Source organism: Paenibacillus gorillae (assembly GCF_000513275.1).
Lineage (GTDB): Bacteria > Bacillota > Bacilli > Paenibacillales > Paenibacillaceae > Pristimantibacillus > Pristimantibacillus gorillae.
Map to the genome: position 1 here is coordinate 77022 of NZ_CBVJ010000076.1, position 19676 is coordinate 96697.

Consider the following 19676-nt stretch of genomic DNA (forward strand, 5'->3'; position numbering starts at 1 on the left):
AACGTTTTATTTTTCCAGCTAATTTTAACCAGTACCTGAAGCAATCCGGCATGGCATTTCAACGCGATTTCCGATAAAATAGAGGGGCAGCCTTTCAAGGAAGAAGGAGAATGAATGAACGCATTGCAAATGACGCCTCAGCAGCCGCAGCTGTGGGGCGATAAACGATTTCATACATGGAATTACGAGATGCGCGAGCAGTTCGGCGGCAAGGTGTTCAAAGTCATGCTCGACGCGGGCTTTACTTGTCCCAACCGTGACGGCACGATCGCCAAAGGCGGCTGCACGTTCTGCAGCGCGCGGGGATCAGGCGATTTTGCAGGCAGACGCCGTGACGATCTGGTCACGCAGTTCAATACGATTCGCGACCGCCAGCATTTGAAATGGCCGGATGCCAAGTACATCGGCTACTTTCAAGCTTATACCAATACTTACGCGCCGGTTGAAGAGCTGCGCGAGTATTATGAAGAGATTTTACAGCAGCCGGGAGTTGTTGGATTATCCATCGCAACCCGCCCCGATTGTTTGCCCGATGACGTCGTGGACTACTTGGCCGAGTTGAACGAGCGGACTTACCTCTGGGTTGAAATGGGTCTTCAGACGATTCATGAATCGACCTCGACGCTGATTAACCGGGCCCATGACACCGAATGCTATCTGGATGCGGTACGCCGGCTGCGTGAGCGCGGCATTCGCGTCTGTGCCCATATTATCTACGGCCTGCCGCAAGAAACACATGAAATGATGCTGGATACCGGCCGCGCCGTCGCACAGATGGACGTACAGGGGATCAAAATCCACCTGCTTCACCTCATGCGCAAGACACCGATGGTTCGCCAGTACGAAGCTGGACTGCTTCGTTTCCTGGAGCAGGACGAATATGTGAAGCTCATTGTCGATTCGCTGGAGTTTTTGCCGCCGGAGATGATCGTTCATCGTCTAACTGGCGACGCGCCTCGCGATTTGCTGATTGGACCCACCTGGAGCCTGAAGAAATGGGAAGTGCTCAATGCCATCGACGACGAGCTGAAACGCCGCGATACTTGGCAAGGCAAGCTCTGGGGGAACAGCTAGCATGGGTTTCCTCTCTGTCCTGAGCATGGCTCATAAATGGATTGGCGAGCGGACGAGCTCTGGCGATATCGTTATCGACGCTACCGCAGGCGGCGGCGTTGATACGCTGGCGCTGGCTTCTCTGGTGGGATCTGGAGGAACCGTGTACGCTTTCGATATTCAACAGGAGGCGCTAGATCGGACGCAGGAACGGCTTGCCGCCTTGGAACCGGAAGGCCGGCTGCCCAGGCTCCGGCTGCTGCTTCAAAGCCATGCCGAAATGGCCGCGGCTGTAGATGACGACGCGCATGGGAAAGTGGCGGCTGTCATGTTCAACCTCGGCTATTTGCCGGGAGGCGATGAATCTGTCATTACGCAGCCAGAGACGACTATTAATGCTTTAGACGCTGCGTTGTCGCTTCTCCGCCCCGGAGGCATCGTTACCTGCGTGCTTTACCCTGGACATCCTGGCGGTGAACTGGAAGCCGCAGCCGTTGAAGCTTGGGCTTCACAGCTGCCGGGTTCCCTCGCGGCTGCCGTCGTCTATCGGCAGCCGCAGCGAACAACCGCACCTTATCTGGTAGCCGTCGAGAGAAGACAGCGCTAGACTGCTAATTAACAGTTTAACAACACAATCAATTGCTATTAAACAAACCAACAAACAGGGAGAGAAATTCATGACTGCAAACGTAAAACCTTACCCGCTTCAATTTCAACCAGAAATGAAAGAACGTATCTGGGGAGGACGCGCACTGGAGCAATTCGGCCTGACGCTTCCTGAAGGCTCGATTGGCGAAGGCTGGATGATCGGCGATCACCCGAACGGTACGACAAAGGTCGTAAATGGCGAGCTGGCTGGCAAAGGACTGGATGAAATCCGCGAGTCCTATGGCCGCGAGTTTTTCGGAACGAAAGGCTTTTCCGAGAAAAACGGCCGTTTCCCGCTCTTGATCAAGCTGCTGGACTGCAATGACGATCTGTCGGTTCAAGTTCACCCTACAGACGACTACGCTGGCCTGCCTGCCGGCGAGTTGGGCAAAACCGAAATGTGGTACATCCTTGATGCGAAGCCAGGCGCGAAAATCATCTACGGCTTGAAAGACGGCGTTGACCGTGCAGCAATGGAAGCCGCTATATCCGAAGGCCGTATTACGGACACTCTGCAAGAGGTTTCCGTCAAAGCGGGCGATGCGTTCTACATCCCAGCAGGTACGGTTCACGCGTTGTGCGCTGGTGTAGTAGTAGCAGAAATCCAGCAAAACTCGGATACGACCTACCGCTTGTACGACTATAACCGCCTCGGCCTCGACGGCGAGCTGCGCGAGCTCCATATCGAGGATTCGCTGAATGTTATCGCCTACGAGGGCTCGGGCGCAAGCCGCATGACGACTGAAGGCATCGCCGATGGCGAATGGCTGACGATCGCATCCTCCCCTTACTTCATCGTTGAAAAAGGGATCGTCGCTTCCAAAGCTGCTTACTCGACAACAGCTGAAAGCTTCGTTATCGTTGTCGTTGCAGAAGGCAGCGGCAAGCTGAACTGGGCAGACGGCAGCTTGGACGTAAAAGCAGGCGAATGCTTCCTGCTTCCTGCGAACCTCGGCGGCTATGAGCTGGACGGCTCGATGACGGTGCTTCGCAGCGTCGTTCCTGCTTAATACAGATTAAATGAATTGAGCCCGATGCTGATGCATCGGGCTCTTATTTTACGAGCGTGTGACCTTCGAAGTATGACCGGGCACCGAGCATCGCGCGTCTGATATCGAGAGCGATGCAGAGTTGCCGGGAGCGGCTAGCCAAGGCAGCGGCTGCGGTGTTTAAAGCTTTGCTTAGTGTGGCTGCTCTGCATAATTGTTCTCTTTCCGCACCAACGCGGCACGCGGCACGCGGTACTCGGTACTCGGTCGCACGTCGGCGAACAAACCTTGTGACTTTGCCTTCAGGGCGGTCCAATCAGCCGGCTCCCTCGCACGAGCAACCGCGTATGCGCGCTTGCTCGTTCCACGTGTGGAACAAAATGCAAAAATACATTTTGATGACCCCCAAATTGCCTCAAATATCGATCAAAATGCAAAAGTGCATTTGAAAACTGCCAAATCTCCCATTTGGGGACTTTTTACGCCAATCAACCTGCACATTTGCATTTTGAAGCGACAAATCGGCGAAAAAGCGCCAAACAAAATGTACTTTTACATTTTGATTTGTACATTCCAACGAATCAGCGAACTTTACTAGTGTCGTCATAGTGAGAGCACCAAAATGATAATGTCGAACGGTAGCGTTGTGCAACAGCTTAAGCAGCAAACTATGCACAGTCCGCGTGACAACAACACGTCTGGCGAGCCTGCGGCATACCATGCGGCAATCCGAGCTACAACACGTGCAGCCATCCGGCGGCAAATCGTACGTCAGCTCGAGCTATAACACGTACGGCGAACAGCGGCATACCGTACGGCAGTCCCAGCTACAACTTGTGCGGCGATCCGGCGGCATACCGTGTGGCAGACAAGCGGCAGCGCTGGGGGCAGCGACAGCGTTCGAGCGAAGCTGGTTCGCTTTTTTGCGAACCTATTTTCGCTGTTGGAGCTTAATAAAGCACCTTGCAAGCACTTAACGAAGTGAATTTCGCTTTCCGCGAAGGTAGGTTCGCGAACAGCGAAATTCACTTCGCTATTCGCAAACATGGTCTGCATAACCCCTCATATAGCGAAGCGAGCTTCCTTATATAACGAACCTGGTTCGCTACTCCCCACCCGGACATAGTCCCGCAGAATACAAACTTCAAGGAAAAACCGAATTTGTAGCCCTGCAACCTAGTCACCGACGAAAAACAGCTTCGCAGGAGCAATCCCTGCGAAGCTGTTTCACTCTAAGCGCCGGCAATTTGCGCCGCGCCGCTTATTTTCAACATATAAGGCTTCGGAACCGGCTTGCTGCCGCCGCTGCCATCTAGCGCATAGAGCACGGCAAGCAGCGTTGCACTGTCCTTGCGAAGCTCTCCGGTCTCCAAGTATGCAGCCAAATCGAATGGCAGCGTCTCGATGACCGCATGCTTATGCAACTCCTTCTCGGACAGGCGATGCTGCGCAAACTCTGCCGAGACGTCCTCCGGACGCTCCAGGAGAAGACGCATCCAACTGCCCCATACCGACTTCTCCATCGTGAACTCCCACCACGTTTTACGCGGCTTATAGTTATGGTTCAGGAAGAAGTCGTATTTCATCAAGCCAAGCACGACCTCCAGATCCAGCTTGCCGCCGCCGGAAGCCTCGTCATGCGCTTTATACTCTTGAAGGAACGCCCAGAGACGGGAGAACAAGTCTTCCAGCTGATGACCGATCTTTTGCCAGCCGCGCGCTTCCCAGTAGTCCCCAAACGTCTGGAAAAAGGCGAACGCCGACGGGAAAACATTGTCCACCAAGTAGAGCAGGGTACGGTCCATCCGATGCGCATTCCAATACTTTTCAAGAACATCCTCTACCCGCTTAATTCGCACGATGTCGCCAAAAGGCATCAGATCATTGCCCAGCATCTCATAAGGCGATTGATCCATGTAAATGTAGCCCCATTTGTCGGCGTCACGGCGAAGGCCTGTACCGCGGAGCATTTTCAAAAAGCCCAGCTGCAGCTCCTCCGGACGAAGAGCAAATACATCATTGAATGTACCGCTGAACGTCTCGTAATTTTCCAAAGGCAATCCGGCAATCAAGTCCAAGTGCTGGTCGATCTTGCCCGACTCCTTCACCTTCGTCACGGTACGAACGAGCTTCGACCAGTTTTGGCGGCGTTGTACAGCAAGGTTAGTAGGGTCATTCGTTGACTGCACGCCGATCTCGAACCGGAATACACCCGGCGGTGCATGCTCGGCCAAGTAATCCAGCACCTCGGGACGCATAATGTCCGCCGTAATCTCAAACTGAAACACGCAGCCGCGATGGTTCTCGATAAGAAACTGGAACATTTCGAGAGCGTAATCCCGCTTAATATTGAACGTACGGTCGACGAATTTAATCAGCTTGGCACCGGAATCAATCAGATATAAAATATCTGCCTTCGTGCGGTCCATATCGAAATAACGAACGCCTACCTCAATACTCGACAAACAGAATTGGCAGCTGAACGGACAGCCTCTGCTCGTCTCAAAATAGACGATACGGTTCGCCAGCGTCGGAATATCCTCCTTGAACCGGTAAGGCGACGGCAGCGTAGCAAGGTCCAGCTTCGGACGGCCCGGATTGACGAGAATCTCGACCCGGTCCGCACGCTGCTTCCGATAGGCCAAACCGAATACCATGTGGAACTTGGAAGCCCCGTTCAGCTCGGTAAGCAGATGGTGGAAGGTCTCTTCCCCTTCACCCACGACAATGAAATCGACCTCCGGAATTCGTTCCATCCAGAACTCCGTATCATAGCTGACCTCCGGTCCCCCAAGCACGATCTTCAGCTTCGGGTTGATTTTACGCAGCATGCCGATTACCGTAATCGTCTCTTCGATATTCCAAATATAGCAGGAAAAGCCTACAACATCAGGATTACGGGAATAGAGATCGGAGACGATGTTCATCGCCGGATCTTTAATCGTATACTCGGCAATATCGATATCAAAGTCTTTTTCGCTGTACGCCTTCAGACAACGAAGCGCCAGTGACGTGTGAATATATTTAGCATTTAGGGTGCTCAAAACAACTTTCATAGCATTACCTCTCTAACTTCAAATCTAAGTGAACCAAAATCACTACCATTGTACCGAATAGCCGGGCAAAAAAGAAGAGGCCCTCCTCAGCACCTATGCCGAGGGGACCTCCACTCTATATAATCTATGCAAAAAAATGAATGATAGCGTTAATCTCTAACTTTAATGATCAGCGAGTTTTTCACTTGCAGATCGACTACCGTAAATGCCAAGCGCCATTTGTCATTGCCTAAGTCCGTCACTTCGTCTGCCGCATAGCCGCGCGGCTTGAAGCCGTAAGTCCGGTCAAACTTGACCAGGAACTGGATCTTCTCATCTGGAAGCATCCGGTTCAGCTCAGCGCCGATATTAATTGACCAAGAGCGCAGTTCGGCTGCAATCGAGCTTCCATACTGCATGTAGAACGAAGGATCGATATTGGCCGAAATAACGAGCCAGCCCTCAGAATCGCGTTTTACTGACCAATCGGTAAATTTCGCCGTACCGTCTTGCATTTGAACAGCAGAGAAATGCTTGTCCATCAATTTCCGAATCGTATCCTCTGATTCGCCTACCAGCGTTGCAGGAAGTGTCGGGTCGAGAAACTTCACATTGGCAGCAGGCTTATTGCCCAAATTACCAAGCATTAGCGTCGCATGACTAACCGCTACTGCAAAGTTCAGGTCTGCATTCGACGTGATACCAGCAGAAGTGATACCGATCAATTCACCGTATTCATTGAACAAGGCACCGCCGGAGCTGCCATGATCGATTGGCGCACTCGTCTGGATATAACGGACGCCGTTCTCATATATGAAATTGCTGATCAAGCCGTCGGACACTGTATTTTGCAAGCCCAGCGGACTGCCGATCGCAATTACCTTATCGCCCTTTCGGGAAAAGAGGTCATAACCCAAGCTTACCGGAGTAGCATCCAGCGGCTCTTTCATCTGGATGATTGCCAAGTCGGCTTTCTCGTTCGCCGCGGCAACGCCTGCCACTTCCAGCTCATCGCCGTTTAAAGTTACAACAGTTGCAGAGGATGCATCCTCCATCACATGATAATTGGTTAGAATCCAATACTTCCCTACGACGATGCCGCTGCCCAATGCGCGGTTGGTCGTAATCGTGACAACACTGTCATCATACTCCTCTACCAATTGTGCCGTCGTCAGCTTCACTCGGCTCGCTTCGGCATCCTTCATAATTTGCTGATACAGCTTCCAATTCTCATATTCCTTCGTCGTAATGCGGATCGACGAATCCTTGCTGTTCCATTTCACATTCGCATCCAGCGCCTCCGCGATAAAGCGGGCTGGCACATATGTAACGCCATTCCGGACGAGCGGAGCAGCATCAAGCTTAACCGGCTTTCCGTTGACGATTGCCGTTTTCTTGCCGACTTTAAGCGAGATGCTTACGCCGAATTTAGATCCGATAATCGTCTCTGTTGTGGCTTCCCAGGATACGTTTGCGCCGAGCGCATCGAAAATCGGACGCATTGGTACGAGAGTAACACCATCTTGCGTAAAAGGAGCCGTCGTGAGCGTCAGCTTTTTATCATCGACATAGACGGAGATCGGCTTCGCTATCGTTGCTGGAGCAGCAAGCTTGGTTGCGCTTGAGACAGGAGCGACAGCGGCATTGGCAATCCCGCCGGACAGCGGCGCGAGCAGCAAGCTCGCCGTAATACAAGTGCTTAACAGCATTTTCAATCGTAGTGTTCTCACAGCGGTAATCCTCCATTTTTTTACTACATTGCCATAATGGCTTCACAAGTTCTATTATCGTAACACTCCGGCTGGCTGTTTGTCTATGAAAACGGTTTTCATAGATTGACAGCCTAAATAGGAGGGTACAGAGGGCCCGCTTGGGGCATCCCCAATAGTATTGATAACCCAATCATGATATAGTGATTGCAGCAAGGAACATGCAGGAGGTTGTCAGCAATGCCCAAGAAACCGTTCAGCTCCGCCAAACCGAAATCCAGCTCGCCTGACCGGAAATATCAGGTCAACGAGGAAGCGGAACTGCTCTCTTTTCTCATCACCCATCTCAATCAAGGCCGCAACTCGATCAAATCACTGCTTGCACGCGGACAAGTATTTGTCGGCGAACGCGCCGAGACGAAATACAATTACTTGCTGAAGCCGGGACAAGTCGTCACGATTCGCAAGGAGGGGACTGCGGAGACCGTTCCGCTGGCCGGACTCGTAATTTTGCATGAGGATGATGATCTCATCATCGTCAATAAAGATTCTGGTCTGCTGTCGATTGCCTCAGATAAAGAGGCCGACTTGACCGCATACCGTCAATTAACTGCCCATGTGCGGGTAAACGATCCGAAAAGCCGGATATTTGTCGTACACCGGCTTGACCGGGATACGTCAGGCGTCATGATGTTTGCCAAAAGCGAAGCCGTTCAACAGAAGCTTCAGACCAATTGGCAGGAAATCGTCAAGGAGCGCTCCTATGTCGCCCTGGTAGAAGGCACAGTCAAGAAAAACGAGGGAACGATTAAATCCTGGCTGAAGGAAACAAGCACGCTGCGCATGTATTCCAGCGAACGTCCGAATGACGGACAACTCGCCGTAACCCATTATAAGCTGCTTCAGGCTGGAAGGCAGTTTTCGCTGCTTGAGGTTCATCTGGAGACGGGAAGGAAAAATCAGATTCGCGTACATATGGAGGATATTGGCCATCCGGTCGTCGGGGACAAAAAATACGGCTCAAAAACGAAACCAATTCCACGGCTCGGCCTTCATGCCCGCGTACTAGCTTTCGAGCATCCGTCATCTGGCAAGCTGATGCGGTTTGATACTGGCATTCCAAAGCTGTTCAATAGTCCATTTAAGGGCGAGAAATAAACAGACATTTACAATGGAGGACAACAAAAACATGGAACTCTTAACGGTTACAGCCTACAGCGTTGAATTTGTGAAAGATCCGTTTGGTATTTTGGCTGGACGGCGCTATGAATTTCTGATTGATCTCGACTTGGACGAGGAGGATGAGCTCTATTCTGCCAAAGGCATTTATTTACGTGTCGTCTACGGCGTAGAAGACGGTAACGGCTCCATCGTCAAGCATGATCTGATTGAAAAAGAAACGGATCGCCATCTCGACTTTGAGCTCGAGGACGATGAGCTGGAAGAGCTCGCCGCTTTTTGCGCCGAGCATTACCGGGAAGCCGAGTAATATGGCTCTGCTGGACTGAACGAAACCAAAACGCTCGCAGCCATCCCTTAATGGATAAGCTGCGAGCGTTTTTTCATTTGTTTCTATAAAGGAATGCGATACGAAGAATGCTCTTCAATAATATGCTCCCCGTTGTTATATACCCACTTGAACGAGAAGGAATTGCCTGTATAACCCGTGCGATTGCGAATATCGGGCAAAATAACCTGCTCGAAGTTCTCCTGAATCGTCTGCTGCAAGCCAATAATTCGCTGTGCATTAGCTTCGTGCAGCTTCTCCGCTTCCTCTTCCGATTGTGCACTCTGCATGAAATAGGCGACGCCGATTTCCTTGTCACTCAAGCCATCCGGCAGCGGATAGCCTGAGCCACGAAATATTTCTTTTACCGTGTCATTCCAATCCCGGTATAAATCGATAGCCAATTCCAACATATACGTTCTCTCTCCTTATACTAAAGCTACCAGTTAGAGCCTCCCGACGAATTGCCTCCGTTATTGGAGCTGCCCCCGCCGGAGCCCGAACCCCATGATCCTCCGCCGGAGGAATGGTTTGAGGAGGAGGATGAATGCTGCTGTTGTTGCTGCCTCATCATCTCTGCTCTGCGCTCTTCTGCTTCTACCGCTTCATAATCCCGGTGCATCTGATCCACAATCCGGGTTAGACCGGCCATTTCACTAATCGCTTGAGCGTACATGCCTGCCGCGATCATCTGCTTCGTATGCTCGCTCAATGAATTAAAGTTGCTGCTATAGGTATGGCGGTTGATCTTCGAGCCCGCTCTGCGGTAGACGTTGTCATACATCGCCTGGGCTTCGCGTATACGGCGCTCGGCTTCCCGCTTCTCCTCCAGCTTCCGGTTCACTTGCCCCTGAAGCGCATGGATATCGCCTTCGAATTGCTGAAGCTCGCTTTCGATCTCATCCATTTGGAGCGGCGGCTGCGACAGAACGCGGCTCAGCTTGCCATATGATTCTTCAATGACGGAGTAGGATTGCTGCCAGCCCTGATTGAGCGGCAAAGCTTCTCGTCTAACCAGCGCTTGAATGCCATCGAACTGGCTCCAAAGGCTGTCGACCGACCGTTTCACGCGCTGCTGCCGTTCGTCCAGTTCACGGAAGACTCCTCGGCAATCGGCAATCGTATCATCACATTCATGATATCGGCTGAGCCAGCCGTCAATCAGCTCGCGCGCACGGTCATAATGCTGTTCACTGTCTCCGGTTAATAGATTCAGCTCAGGCAGCTGGTGGGCAGCTTCTTGAACATCTGCCTTCATTTGTTCAAACCGTTCGTATAGCTGAAGCCAATGATGCCGCGAATAGGTCGAGCGGATATAGCTGAATTGCTGCTCCAGCTCCGAAATATCTTGCTGGAATGGCTTCTGCTTCTCCTCCAAGTAATCGATATCTTTACGGTTCAGCTTCTTCAGCTCCGCTTGCCGGTTTGCAATGCCGACAGCCTCGGCCAAAAGCCGGTCCGCTTCATCGCCAAGCTGAATCACCTCGTCCATCGCGCCTTCGCGAAGCCTTTCATTCAGCTTCTCCATCATTACGCGGGCTTGATCCAGCAGCGCAAAAGGATTAAGCCGCATAATTGCTTTGCGGATTCCATTCTCATCCGTAATCCGTTCGATTTCAGCTCTTCGTTCTGCAGTTACGGCAGCAAAATCACGGTGCTTGCTCATATAACGCTCGATAGAACCGATATGCCCAAGCAGCGTACCGCTGTCCGTCCAGCTTTCGGTGGCAATCCGATTGGCTTCAATGGGATCGAATACTTCGAGGCGGTCCGCCTCCTCCAGCTTGACGGCCAGCCGGTCGAGCTCCGTATAAATGAGCTGAAGCGAATACGACAGCCGGTTACGCCATTCGTCCGTCTGCTTGCGCAGCTCCGGCAGACGTTCATGCAGATCATCCGTCGTCTTGCGTACATTCGCATCAGCCTCCACAATGCGGCCAATCTCACCGCGCAGCTTCGACAGCTTCGATTCCGAGCCGTCAAGCGCCGCTTTCAGCGCGTTGTGCACTGCATTCAGCTTCGGATAGTGAAGCGGGAATATGCGCTCGCTCTCCGCTTTAGTCCGCAGTTGATCAAGACCAACAAGCAGTTCCGACAAGCTTTGATCGATTGATGCGACAAGCTGCTCGGTTTTCCCCTGCGTCAACCCGACAAATGGCTTCAGATCGGCATTGGCATTCTCCACCTCAACCATCAACCGGCCGGTTCTTTCCTTCTGACGCGCAAGCTTGCGCAGCTTGAAGAAAGAAACAGCGGCTGCCCACAATGCGCCAATTAAAGCGCAAACCACAAGCACCCACACAAAACCCGATCCTTGCTGTGACCTGGAATGTTCCAGCACAGGCTGCTGATTTACAGACGGATTCGTTACGATCGGCCGATCTGACCCTCCGCTTCCGCCATTGCCTTGGGATGCACCGCTGCCTCCTGATCCGACAGCTCCGGTCTCATCATCATCATCATCATCTGGCGTTTCCGCAATCGGCGGAGCCTCCAGCACATTGACGGCCTCCATCAGCGAAATCGAAGCCTGAACGAAATCTCCATTTTTCGCCGAAGGGATAAAGTGCAAATTAACGAGCTCGGTCAGCTTCGACTCCGTACCGTCGCCATTGCCGTCGTAATCGTTAGGCAATTGTTCAATCGCAGCCTGCAGACCGGGATTGTTGAAGTTCATCTCGATCCGTCTTTCCTGCTTGGAAATGACGAGCAGCACATCACCCGTGTGAAGCTTCCACGTTTTATAAGCCTTGGTGGCAAATGCTGCGGAATCCTCCCCGTCCAGACTGTTAATGGTCAGTACATAAAACTGGTATAAACCCGATTGAGCGGCCTGCTCCAGTTCATCCAGCCGGCTTTCGTCAAGCATCGCTGCGGCGTCCTTGATATGGCCTTCCGGCTTATCCGGTACAGCTGCGGCAAACAATGCCCCGGGCAAAGCCACAGCCAGCATCAGAATAAGCGGCAGCAGCAAAATGAATCTTTTCAAAAGAGAACCCTCCTCCACATCCTGCAACGAATGAACCACTACACCTTTTTACGTTAGTTTACGACACCTCGTTGCGCGGAGCAATGCACAACAAAGAACCCGGCACGAGAATGCCGGGTTCTTTGTTTATCCAATCGGGTAATGGCAGGCTGTAAAATGATCGGTCCCTACCTCGCGCATCGCAGGCTCCTCATTACGGCACCGGTCAGTTGCAGCCGGGCACCTCGTATGAAACCGGCAGCCGCCAGGGGGCTTCGCCGGTGAAGGAATCTCGCCTTGAATGGCGATAAATTCTCGCTTGCGCGCCGGATCAGGCTGAGGAATCGAAGATATGAGCCCTCTCGTATAGTGATGGGCCGGATTCCGGAACAGCTCTTCACTGGGCGCAATTTCCACCAGCTTGCCCAAATACATAACGCCGATCCGATCGGAGATATGTCGAACAATATTGAGGCCATGCGCGATGAACAGATAGGTCAGATTCAGCCGCTGCTGCAAATCCTTCATGAGATTGACGATCTGCGCCTGCACTGACACATCGAGCGCCGATACCGCTTCATCCGCCAATATAAATCGGGGCTGAAGCGCAATCGCCCTTGCTATTCCTATGCGCTGGCGCTGTCCGCCTGAGAACTCATGCGGATAGCGGTCATACCAGGCAGGATTCAGTCCAACAAGCTCCAGCAGCTCCTCCACTCGTGCTCTGCGCTCTTTGCCGCCGAGCGCCTTCTCATGAACGCGCAGCGGCTCGCCAATGATCTCGCCAACTGACCATCTAGGATTTACTGAGCCTTGCGGGTCCTGGAATACAATCTGCATGTCGCGCCGCGCACGTCGCAAATCCGCACCTGACAGCTCCGACAGGCTTTGGCCGCGAAAGCTGACGCTTCCCTCGGTAGCCCCTTCAAGCTGAAGCAGTACCCTGCCAAGCGTAGATTTGCCGCTGCCGGATTCTCCAACAAGTCCGAAGGTCTCGCCTTGACGAATAGCGAACGAGACTTGATCAACTGCCCGAATACGCGATTGAGAACGGTTAAGAAGACCTCCCCGAATCGGATAGTGCTTGGACAGTCCCTCTACTTTGAATAGCAACTCCGAAGCTGAGGACTCATTGATCTTGCTATCCGAAGAAGTATTCGAATCCACCTCTAATTGGAGGCGATTCGCAGCAATCGATTTCACCTCCAGATGTTGCTTCTTGTCCGGTACAACACTCTCGCTCGTCTCAGCCGTCTTCTCTGACAATACCGAATACCAGGAATCGGATTGAACCAGCCGCCCGGCATGCCAGCAGGCGGAGAGACGGCCATTCACCTCTGCAAGCGGAGGCGTTTCAGCCAAGCATTGCTCGGTTGCAAATGGACAACGCGGATGAAAGCGGCAGCCGCCCGGCAGCTCGGACAAGTTCGGAATCGAGCCTTGAATGGCATACAACCTGGCGTTCCGGTCGCTGTCCATCGTCGTGATGGATTGAAGCAGCCCCCTCGTGTAGGGATGATGGGGCTGCTCAAACAGCTGTACCGCCGTCGCCTGCTCGACAACCTGACCTGCATACATGACGATGACCCGATCGGCCATCTCGGCCGCGATGCCCATATCATGCGTGACGAGCAATATCGCCATATTGAACTCTTGCTTCAGCTCCTGCAATAGATGTAAAATTTGCGCCTGGATCGTCACATCAAGCGCAGTTGTCGGCTCGTCGGCGATCAGCAGCTCAGGGCCGCAAGCAAGCGCCATAGCAATCATCGCCCGTTGAAGCATGCCTCCGGAAAGCTCATTCGGATACTGCTTCATCCGAACCTCAGGCTCAGGAATACCAACCCTCCGGAGCAAATGAACAGCATGCTCCCATGCTCCCGCCTTATTGCGCTGCTTATGACGCAGGATGACTTCTATAATTTGGCTGCCTACAGTGAACACAGGATCAAATGCCGCCATCGGCTCCTGAAAGACCATTGCCATTTTTCTGCCGCGCAGCGCCCGCAGCTCCGATTGCGGCATCGTTGACAGCTCTTCTCCGTCCAGAACGATCGAACCGCCGGAGATAACGCCGTTCTCATAATCGATTAACCGCATGATGGACTTTGACGTAATCGTTTTGCCGCTGCCGGATTCTCCGACCAGACAGACCGTCTCGCCGGCCTCCAGATGCAGAGACACATCCGATATCGCTCTCAGTCTTCCTTTAGCGGTTGTGAAATCGACCGATAACCGGTCAATGGCCAAAAGCTGGCTCATATCGTTCCTCCTTTCATTGGTTGATGCAGCGCCCGCCGATGTATGCAGCATGCTTCGTGTAGTATTCGGAGTACGACATGCCAGATGCCGCCCTTAACCCCGGCTGCGCTTCGGATCAAGCCGGTCTCTGACCCGGTCACCCAGAATATTGACTGACAAGACGAATACCGTAATCGCCAGTCCAGGAAACGTGCAAATCCACCAGGCAACGGTCAAATACCCTCGGCCTTGAGAGAGCAGTGCTCCCCAGTCCGGAATTTCCTTAATCGTGCCTAGTCCAAGAAAGCTTAGCCCCGCTCCAGTCAAAATCGATGATCCGATTCCGATTGCCGCCATAACGAACATAGGCGATAACGAATTCGGCAGGACATGGCGCCAGAATATAACTGGACCTGTCGCACCAATCGAACGCGAAGCCGTAATGAAAGGCCTTGCCTTCATGCTCATAATTTGCCCCCGCATTACTCTGGCGTACCCTGGAACTGTTGCGGCTGCAACGGCCAGAACGACATTCGTCAGACTCGGCCCCAGCGCCGCAGCGATGGCAAGCGCCAGCAATACGCCAGGTATTGTCATCAGCACATCCACGATACGCATCAATATCGTGTCGATGATGCCGCCCGCATAACCCGCTAGCGCCCCTATTAGACCACCCGTCAGACTGCCGACCAGCACGGAGACAAAACCGATAATAAGCGAATCACGGCTGCCGTATACTACGACACTAAGGACATCCCGGCCAAAATAGTCCGTTCCGAGCGGATGTGACCAGTTCGGATGCAGAAGCACCTGGTCGGCCTGCATCGCTGTAGGGGAATACGGTGCAAGCCACTGCGGCGCTATTGCGCAAAGAAGGATCAGAGCAACGGCAATGGCTGCGCCGTATACGAATAAATCGGATGCGGAAAGCTTGCTTATATTAAAGTGTGGGAGACGGAGCAGCCTTCTCCTTGCAAGCGAGAGGCCGCCGCTCGATACCGCTGCTTCTTTCATGAATGGGAACGCCCCTTTCTAACTCGCCCGCCTTACGCGAGGATCGATGAATGAATAGGACAGATCGACAAGCAGATTGACGATGATATACACAACTGCTGAGAAAAACACAACGCCCTGTACAACCGGCAAATCCTTTGCCATAATGGCATCTGCAATAATACGGCCGATCCCCTGCCGCGAGAATACCGTCTCGATAACGACGGTTCCAGCCAGCATCTCACCGACGATCATGCCAATCATCGTAATCGCCGGTATTAAGGCGTTACGAAGCGCATGCTGATACATGATCACCCGCTCCGACAAGCCTTTGGACCGAAGTGTAACGATAAAGGACTCGTTAATGACATCCAGCATACTCGTTCGCACCATTCGGACAATAAAGCCCGCTCCGACAAGGCCAAGCGTAAGTGACGGCATAATGAGCGATTTGAATCCGGTTGAGCCCATCGCCGGCAGCCATCCCAATTGAACCGAAAAGATTAGAATGAGCAGGATACCCGACCAGAAGGTCGGCATGGAAATGCCGAACAATCCGATTAATCTGGCCAGCAAATCGATAGGCTTATTGCGGTGTAAAGCCGACAGCACGCCAAGTACAATTCCAATAACGACTGCGATCGCCGAACTCATAGCCGTAAGAGCCAGCGTCGCAGGAAAGTGTTTAATGATTTTCGGCAGGACCGGGTCCGAATTGACCATGGAATTGCCGAAATCACCATGCAGCAGGTTGACGAAATATTCAGCAAAACGAACGTAGAACGGACGATCTAGGCCAAGCTGATGACGCATCGTGGCGATCATCTCGGGCGTGGACTCGGCGGGATCCAGCATCATGAGAGCAGGGTCGCCAGGCAGCACGTTCATAATGATGAATACGACGATCAACGCTCCAACCAGCACAAGAAGGGAAGTATAGATCCGTACAAAAACGGATTTGCCCATGCTGCAGCAGCCCCCTTATTTCGTCAAATAGGTGTCATTGAAGCGCGGATATGCAAGCGCATCAAGCTTGATATCCTGAACGCGGTTAGAAGCAGCTATCGTATATGGAAATACGTAGATCGGGATAATGAGGGCATTGTCGATAATGTGATGCTGAACTTGCTTGTAAATTTCAACCCGCTTCGCTTCGTCCTTCTCTACCGCCCCGTCTTCAAGAAGCTTGTCGAGCTCCGCATTGGAATAGCCATGCAGCGTCGGACGGCCTGTTGGAGCTGCCGTATGATAGAACGGATAGAGAGAGTTTGGATCGGCATTGACTTGGCTGTTGCCATAAATATCGTAATCATCATTGACGAAAATTTGGTTGACGTAATCTTTCGTAATGTCGACTTTAACGTCAACGCCGATTTCCTTCAGCTGCTGCTGGATAATGGCTGCAATGTCATTGCGCTTCTCCCGGTTCGGAGAGGCGTCAACATAGTGCAGCGTCAGCTTCTTGCCATCCTTCTCGCGGATGCCGTCGGCACCCTTCGTCCAGCCAAGCTCATCAAGCAGGCTGTTGGCTTTGTCGAGGTCTTTCTTAATCCCATTCTCCAGCGATGCATCATAGCCCAGCGTGACCGGCGCTAGCGGCGACCATGACTGCTCATACGTTCCTAAATAGAGGGATTTAACGATGGAGGTAACATCAATGGCCGATTGCAGCGCTTGTCTCGCTTTGAGTTCGTTCCATGGCTGCTTTCTTTCGTTGATGAACAGCGTGTACGGCAAGCCGCCTGTGTTCGTCGACAGAAGCTGGAATTTTGAATCATTCTTAATGGAGACGATGTTTTGCGGCGGAACGGTTTCCGCTGCCAGCACTTGGCCGCTTTGTACGCTGCCGATGCGAGTCGCTTCTTCCGGTACGATTTTGAACGTGATTTTATCCAAGTAAGGAGCGCCCTGGTTCACTGCTGTTTCATTCGCCCACTTGTAATCAGGATTCCGCTCGATCACGATTTCCGAGTTCTCATCCCATTTCACAAACTTGAACGGACCGGAGCCGACCGGATGCGTTGCGAACTGTTCGCCGTACTTTTTGGCAGCCGTTGGTGAAACGATGCCCAGCGTGCCTTGAGCGATATTGCGCAGAAATGCTTGCGACGGCGAAGCCAGCTTCACTTCAACCGTATATTCATCTATCACTTTGGAAGATTGATAGGGCTGAATGAGAGCAAACGCATTGGATACTTTCGTCGCTGGATCAATTACCCGGTCAAAATTGAATTTGACTGCCTCCGCATTAAACGGTGTACCGTCGTGGAACTTGACGTCGTCGCGCAGCTTGAACGTATACGTCAGGCCGTCCTCCGATATCGTCCATTCTTTCGCCAGCCAAGGCTTAACCGTACCGTCTGGCAATTGCACAACCAGATTATCGTATAAGTTGTTAATGATGCGGACACCAACTGCCAGACCGTTCGTATGCGGATCAAGCGATACCGGCGACGTAGCCAGCGCATAGGACAATTCGCCTCCTTGAACAGGAGCGCTTGTTTCTGCAGCTTTAGCGGGACTGTTGCTGTTCCCTTCTTTATTTGATGCGGCGGAGCTGCAGCCTGTCAGCGCGATAATTGCCGCGAGCGTCACTGCTCCGTATTTCCACCAGCTTGCTTTGCCTGCCTTCTTCATCTTTCTCTCCATGGTCGTCTCCCCCTCTTATGCAAGCGATCCGTTAGCGATCGCTGTCTCTCTTTGTTTCGTATAACGGTTAACCGGCACCGGAACGCCCAGATGGCCGCGAAGCGTGTCATGCTCGTACTCTGTACGGAACAATCCGCGCTCCTGCAGGATAGGTACTACGAATTCGATAAATTCACTTAAACCGTTCGGAATCGCTTCGCCGATAATGAAGCCGTCAGCCGCACCTTCCTCGAACCATTGCTGAATCCGGTCAGCAACCTGTTCTGGCGTTCCGATGAACGCCGGTCGAGGCGTTGCTTCCTGCTGCGCCACTTGACGGAGCGTTAGCCCCTTCTCGACAGCGTTGCTCTTAATCCGGTCCGTCGTGCTGCGGAAACTGTTTTGCCCAAGCTCGCCCAAAACCGGAAACGGCTCGTCAAGCGGATACTGCGAGAAGTCATGATGCTCATAGTAGCGGCCGAGATAAGCCAGCGCATGCTCGATATCTACCAATTCAGCTAACTGAATATATTTGCGCTCCGCTTCTTCTTCCGTCTCCCCGACAATTGGTCCAATTCCCGGCAAAATAACGATTTCGTCTCTGGACTTTCCGTAGGCTGCTGCTCTCGTTTTGACATCCTCATAAAATTGCTTGCCCTGTTCAATCGTCTCGTGGTGCGTGAATACCGCATCCGCTTCTTTGGCTGCCAGCGTTTTTCCGTCCTCCGAGGAACCGGCCTGGAATACGACAGGCTGTCCTTGCTTCGATCTGGCAATATTCAAAGGCCCTTGCACGGAGAAAAACTCGCCTTCATGATCCAACCGGTGCAGCTTTTCTGGATCAAAGAATACGCCTGATTCCTTGTCGCGGGTAAAGGCATCGTCCTCCCACGAATCCCACAGCCCTCGCGCTACCTGCAAATACTCGGTTGCAATCCGGTACCGCTTCGGATGATCGGGATGCTCTTTTTTATTGAAGTTGTTGGCTGTTGCAGCTAGAGGCGAAGTAACGACATTCCATCCTGCTCTTCCTTCGCTGATATGATCCAGCGAGCTGAACTGTCTGGACACCGTGAACGGCTCGCTATAGGAAGTGGACAATGTGCCCACTACGCCGATTCGCGAAGTAACAGCAGCAAGCGCGGACAGCACTGTCAACGGTTCAAAGCGATTCAGAAAATGAGGAATCGATTTCTCGTTAATATGCAAACCGTCGGCGATGAACACAAAATCAAATTTGCCCGCCTCTGCATTTTGCGCTTGGCGTTTGTAATGCTCGAAGTTAACGCTAGCGTCGGTGATGGCATCGGGATGCCTCCAGCCTGAAATATTGCCCCCTACCCCGTGAAGTGCTGCGCCCAGCTTAAGTTGACGTTGATTAGCCATGATGAATTCCTCCTGAACCATAATTTTTATAATTCCTATTGGTTTTGTCGACTTTAATATTGAAACGAGTTTATCATTGCAGACAGCCATTCGGCTAATAGAGCTTTTCTATAAAAAAATAAATAATATCGATTCGTGCTTCGTTCTGCTGCGAATAGTCAGCAGCATGAACTCAAATCGCTCCGCTCGCCCTATGCGAGCAAACTGCCGCCAATTAACAGGGGTCGCTGCGCGTTTTGGTTCATGCTGCCGTTCTTGATTCCATCAACCTATTCGCGTGCGCGATAGGGGATGGAGAGAACCTGCGAAATGTCATCCTGAACTCAAAACGCTCCGCTCGCCCTATGCGTGCAAACTGCCGCCAATTAACAGGGTCGCTGCGCGTTTTGGTTCATGCTGCCGTTCTTGATTCCATCAACCTATTCGCATGCGCGATAGGGGATGGAGAGAACCTGCGAAATGTCATCCTGAACTCAAAACACTCCGCTCGCCTTATGCGAGCAAACTGCCGCCAATTAA

General features: G+C 52.3%; 15 protein-coding genes. 6 read left to right on the forward strand and 9 right to left on the reverse strand.

What is annotated here, in order from left to right:
* Positions 1-114 precede the first annotated feature (114 nt).
* From mnmL to TY10_RS31540, 4 genes are all read left to right on the forward strand, one after another.
* Positions 115-1074, forward strand: a complete 960-nt coding sequence (gene mnmL / locus TY10_RS13250) for a tRNA modification radical SAM protein MnmL/YtqA (RefSeq protein WP_042164196.1) — start codon at positions 115-117, stop codon at positions 1072-1074.
* A 1-nt stretch (position 1075) separates the two neighbouring features.
* Positions 1076-1660 carry a tRNA 5-(aminomethyl)-2-thiouridylate-methyltransferase MnmM gene (gene mnmM / locus TY10_RS13255; RefSeq protein ID WP_042164199.1) on the forward strand — a complete coding sequence of 195 codons (585 nt, stop codon included), beginning with the start codon at positions 1076-1078 and terminating at the stop codon, positions 1658-1660.
* Between the two features lie 70 nt (positions 1661-1730).
* The gene (locus TY10_RS13260; RefSeq protein WP_042164202.1) at positions 1731-2711 is read left to right on the forward strand and encodes a type I phosphomannose isomerase catalytic subunit; all 981 of its coding nucleotides are present in this window, start codon (positions 1731-1733) and stop codon (positions 2709-2711) included.
* Positions 2712-3318: 607 nt separating this feature from the next.
* Positions 3319-3477, forward strand: coding sequence for a hypothetical protein (locus TY10_RS31540; protein ID WP_155985854.1), 159 nt, complete (start codon positions 3319-3321; stop codon positions 3475-3477).
* Positions 3478-3922: 445 nt separating this feature from the next.
* Here the strand turns inward: TY10_RS31540 and TY10_RS13265 are convergent, their stop codons facing one another.
* Positions 3923-5746: a B12-binding domain-containing radical SAM protein gene (locus tag TY10_RS13265; protein WP_042164204.1), complete on the reverse strand. Its 1824-nt coding sequence runs from the start codon at positions 5744-5746 to the stop codon at positions 3923-3925.
* Between the two features lie 149 nt (positions 5747-5895).
* Positions 5896-7455, reverse strand: a complete 1560-nt coding sequence (locus TY10_RS28870) for a stalk domain-containing protein (protein WP_155985855.1) — start codon at positions 7453-7455, stop codon at positions 5896-5898.
* Between the two features lie 219 nt (positions 7456-7674).
* Here TY10_RS28870 and TY10_RS13275 point away from each other — a divergent pair, with 219 nt between their 5' ends.
* Both TY10_RS13275 and TY10_RS13280 read left to right on the forward strand, forming a co-directional pair.
* Positions 7675-8592, forward strand: a complete 918-nt coding sequence (locus TY10_RS13275) for an RluA family pseudouridine synthase (protein WP_042164206.1) — start codon at positions 7675-7677, stop codon at positions 8590-8592.
* Positions 8593-8623: 31 nt separating this feature from the next.
* On the forward strand, positions 8624-8923 hold the full coding sequence (locus TY10_RS13280) for a DUF6509 family protein (protein WP_042164208.1): 300 nt from the start codon (positions 8624-8626) through the stop codon (positions 8921-8923).
* Between the two features lie 83 nt (positions 8924-9006).
* Here the strand turns inward: TY10_RS13280 and TY10_RS13285 are convergent, their stop codons facing one another.
* The 7 genes from TY10_RS13285 to TY10_RS13315 form a co-directional block, all read right to left on the reverse strand.
* A complete protein-coding gene (locus TY10_RS13285; protein WP_202903182.1) occupies positions 9007-9354 on the reverse strand; it encodes a hypothetical protein in 348 nt (115 codons plus the stop codon).
* Between the two features lie 26 nt (positions 9355-9380).
* A complete protein-coding gene (locus tag TY10_RS13290) occupies positions 9381-11930 on the reverse strand; it encodes a septation ring formation regulator EzrA (protein ID WP_042164210.1) in 2550 nt (849 codons plus the stop codon).
* A 126-nt stretch (positions 11931-12056) separates the two neighbouring features.
* Positions 12057-14171 (reverse strand): dipeptide ABC transporter ATP-binding protein, encoded by a 2115-nt coding sequence (locus TY10_RS32060; protein WP_042164212.1) that lies wholly within the window; start codon positions 14169-14171, stop codon positions 12057-12059.
* Between the two features lie 93 nt (positions 14172-14264).
* On the reverse strand, positions 14265-15164 hold the full coding sequence (locus TY10_RS13300; protein WP_042164214.1) for an ABC transporter permease: 900 nt from the start codon (positions 15162-15164) through the stop codon (positions 14265-14267).
* A gap of 18 nt (positions 15165-15182) precedes the next feature.
* On the reverse strand, positions 15183-16109 hold the full coding sequence (locus TY10_RS13305) for an ABC transporter permease (RefSeq protein ID WP_042164216.1): 927 nt from the start codon (positions 16107-16109) through the stop codon (positions 15183-15185).
* 15 nt (positions 16110-16124) lie between these two features.
* Entirely contained in the window at positions 16125-17792 is a 1668-nt protein-coding gene (locus TY10_RS13310; RefSeq protein ID WP_238327582.1) for an ABC transporter substrate-binding protein, read from the reverse strand.
* 15 nt (positions 17793-17807) lie between these two features.
* Positions 17808-19157 (reverse strand): LLM class flavin-dependent oxidoreductase, encoded by a 1350-nt coding sequence (locus TY10_RS13315; protein ID WP_042164218.1) that lies wholly within the window; start codon positions 19155-19157, stop codon positions 17808-17810.
* Positions 19158-19676 lie beyond the last annotated feature (519 nt).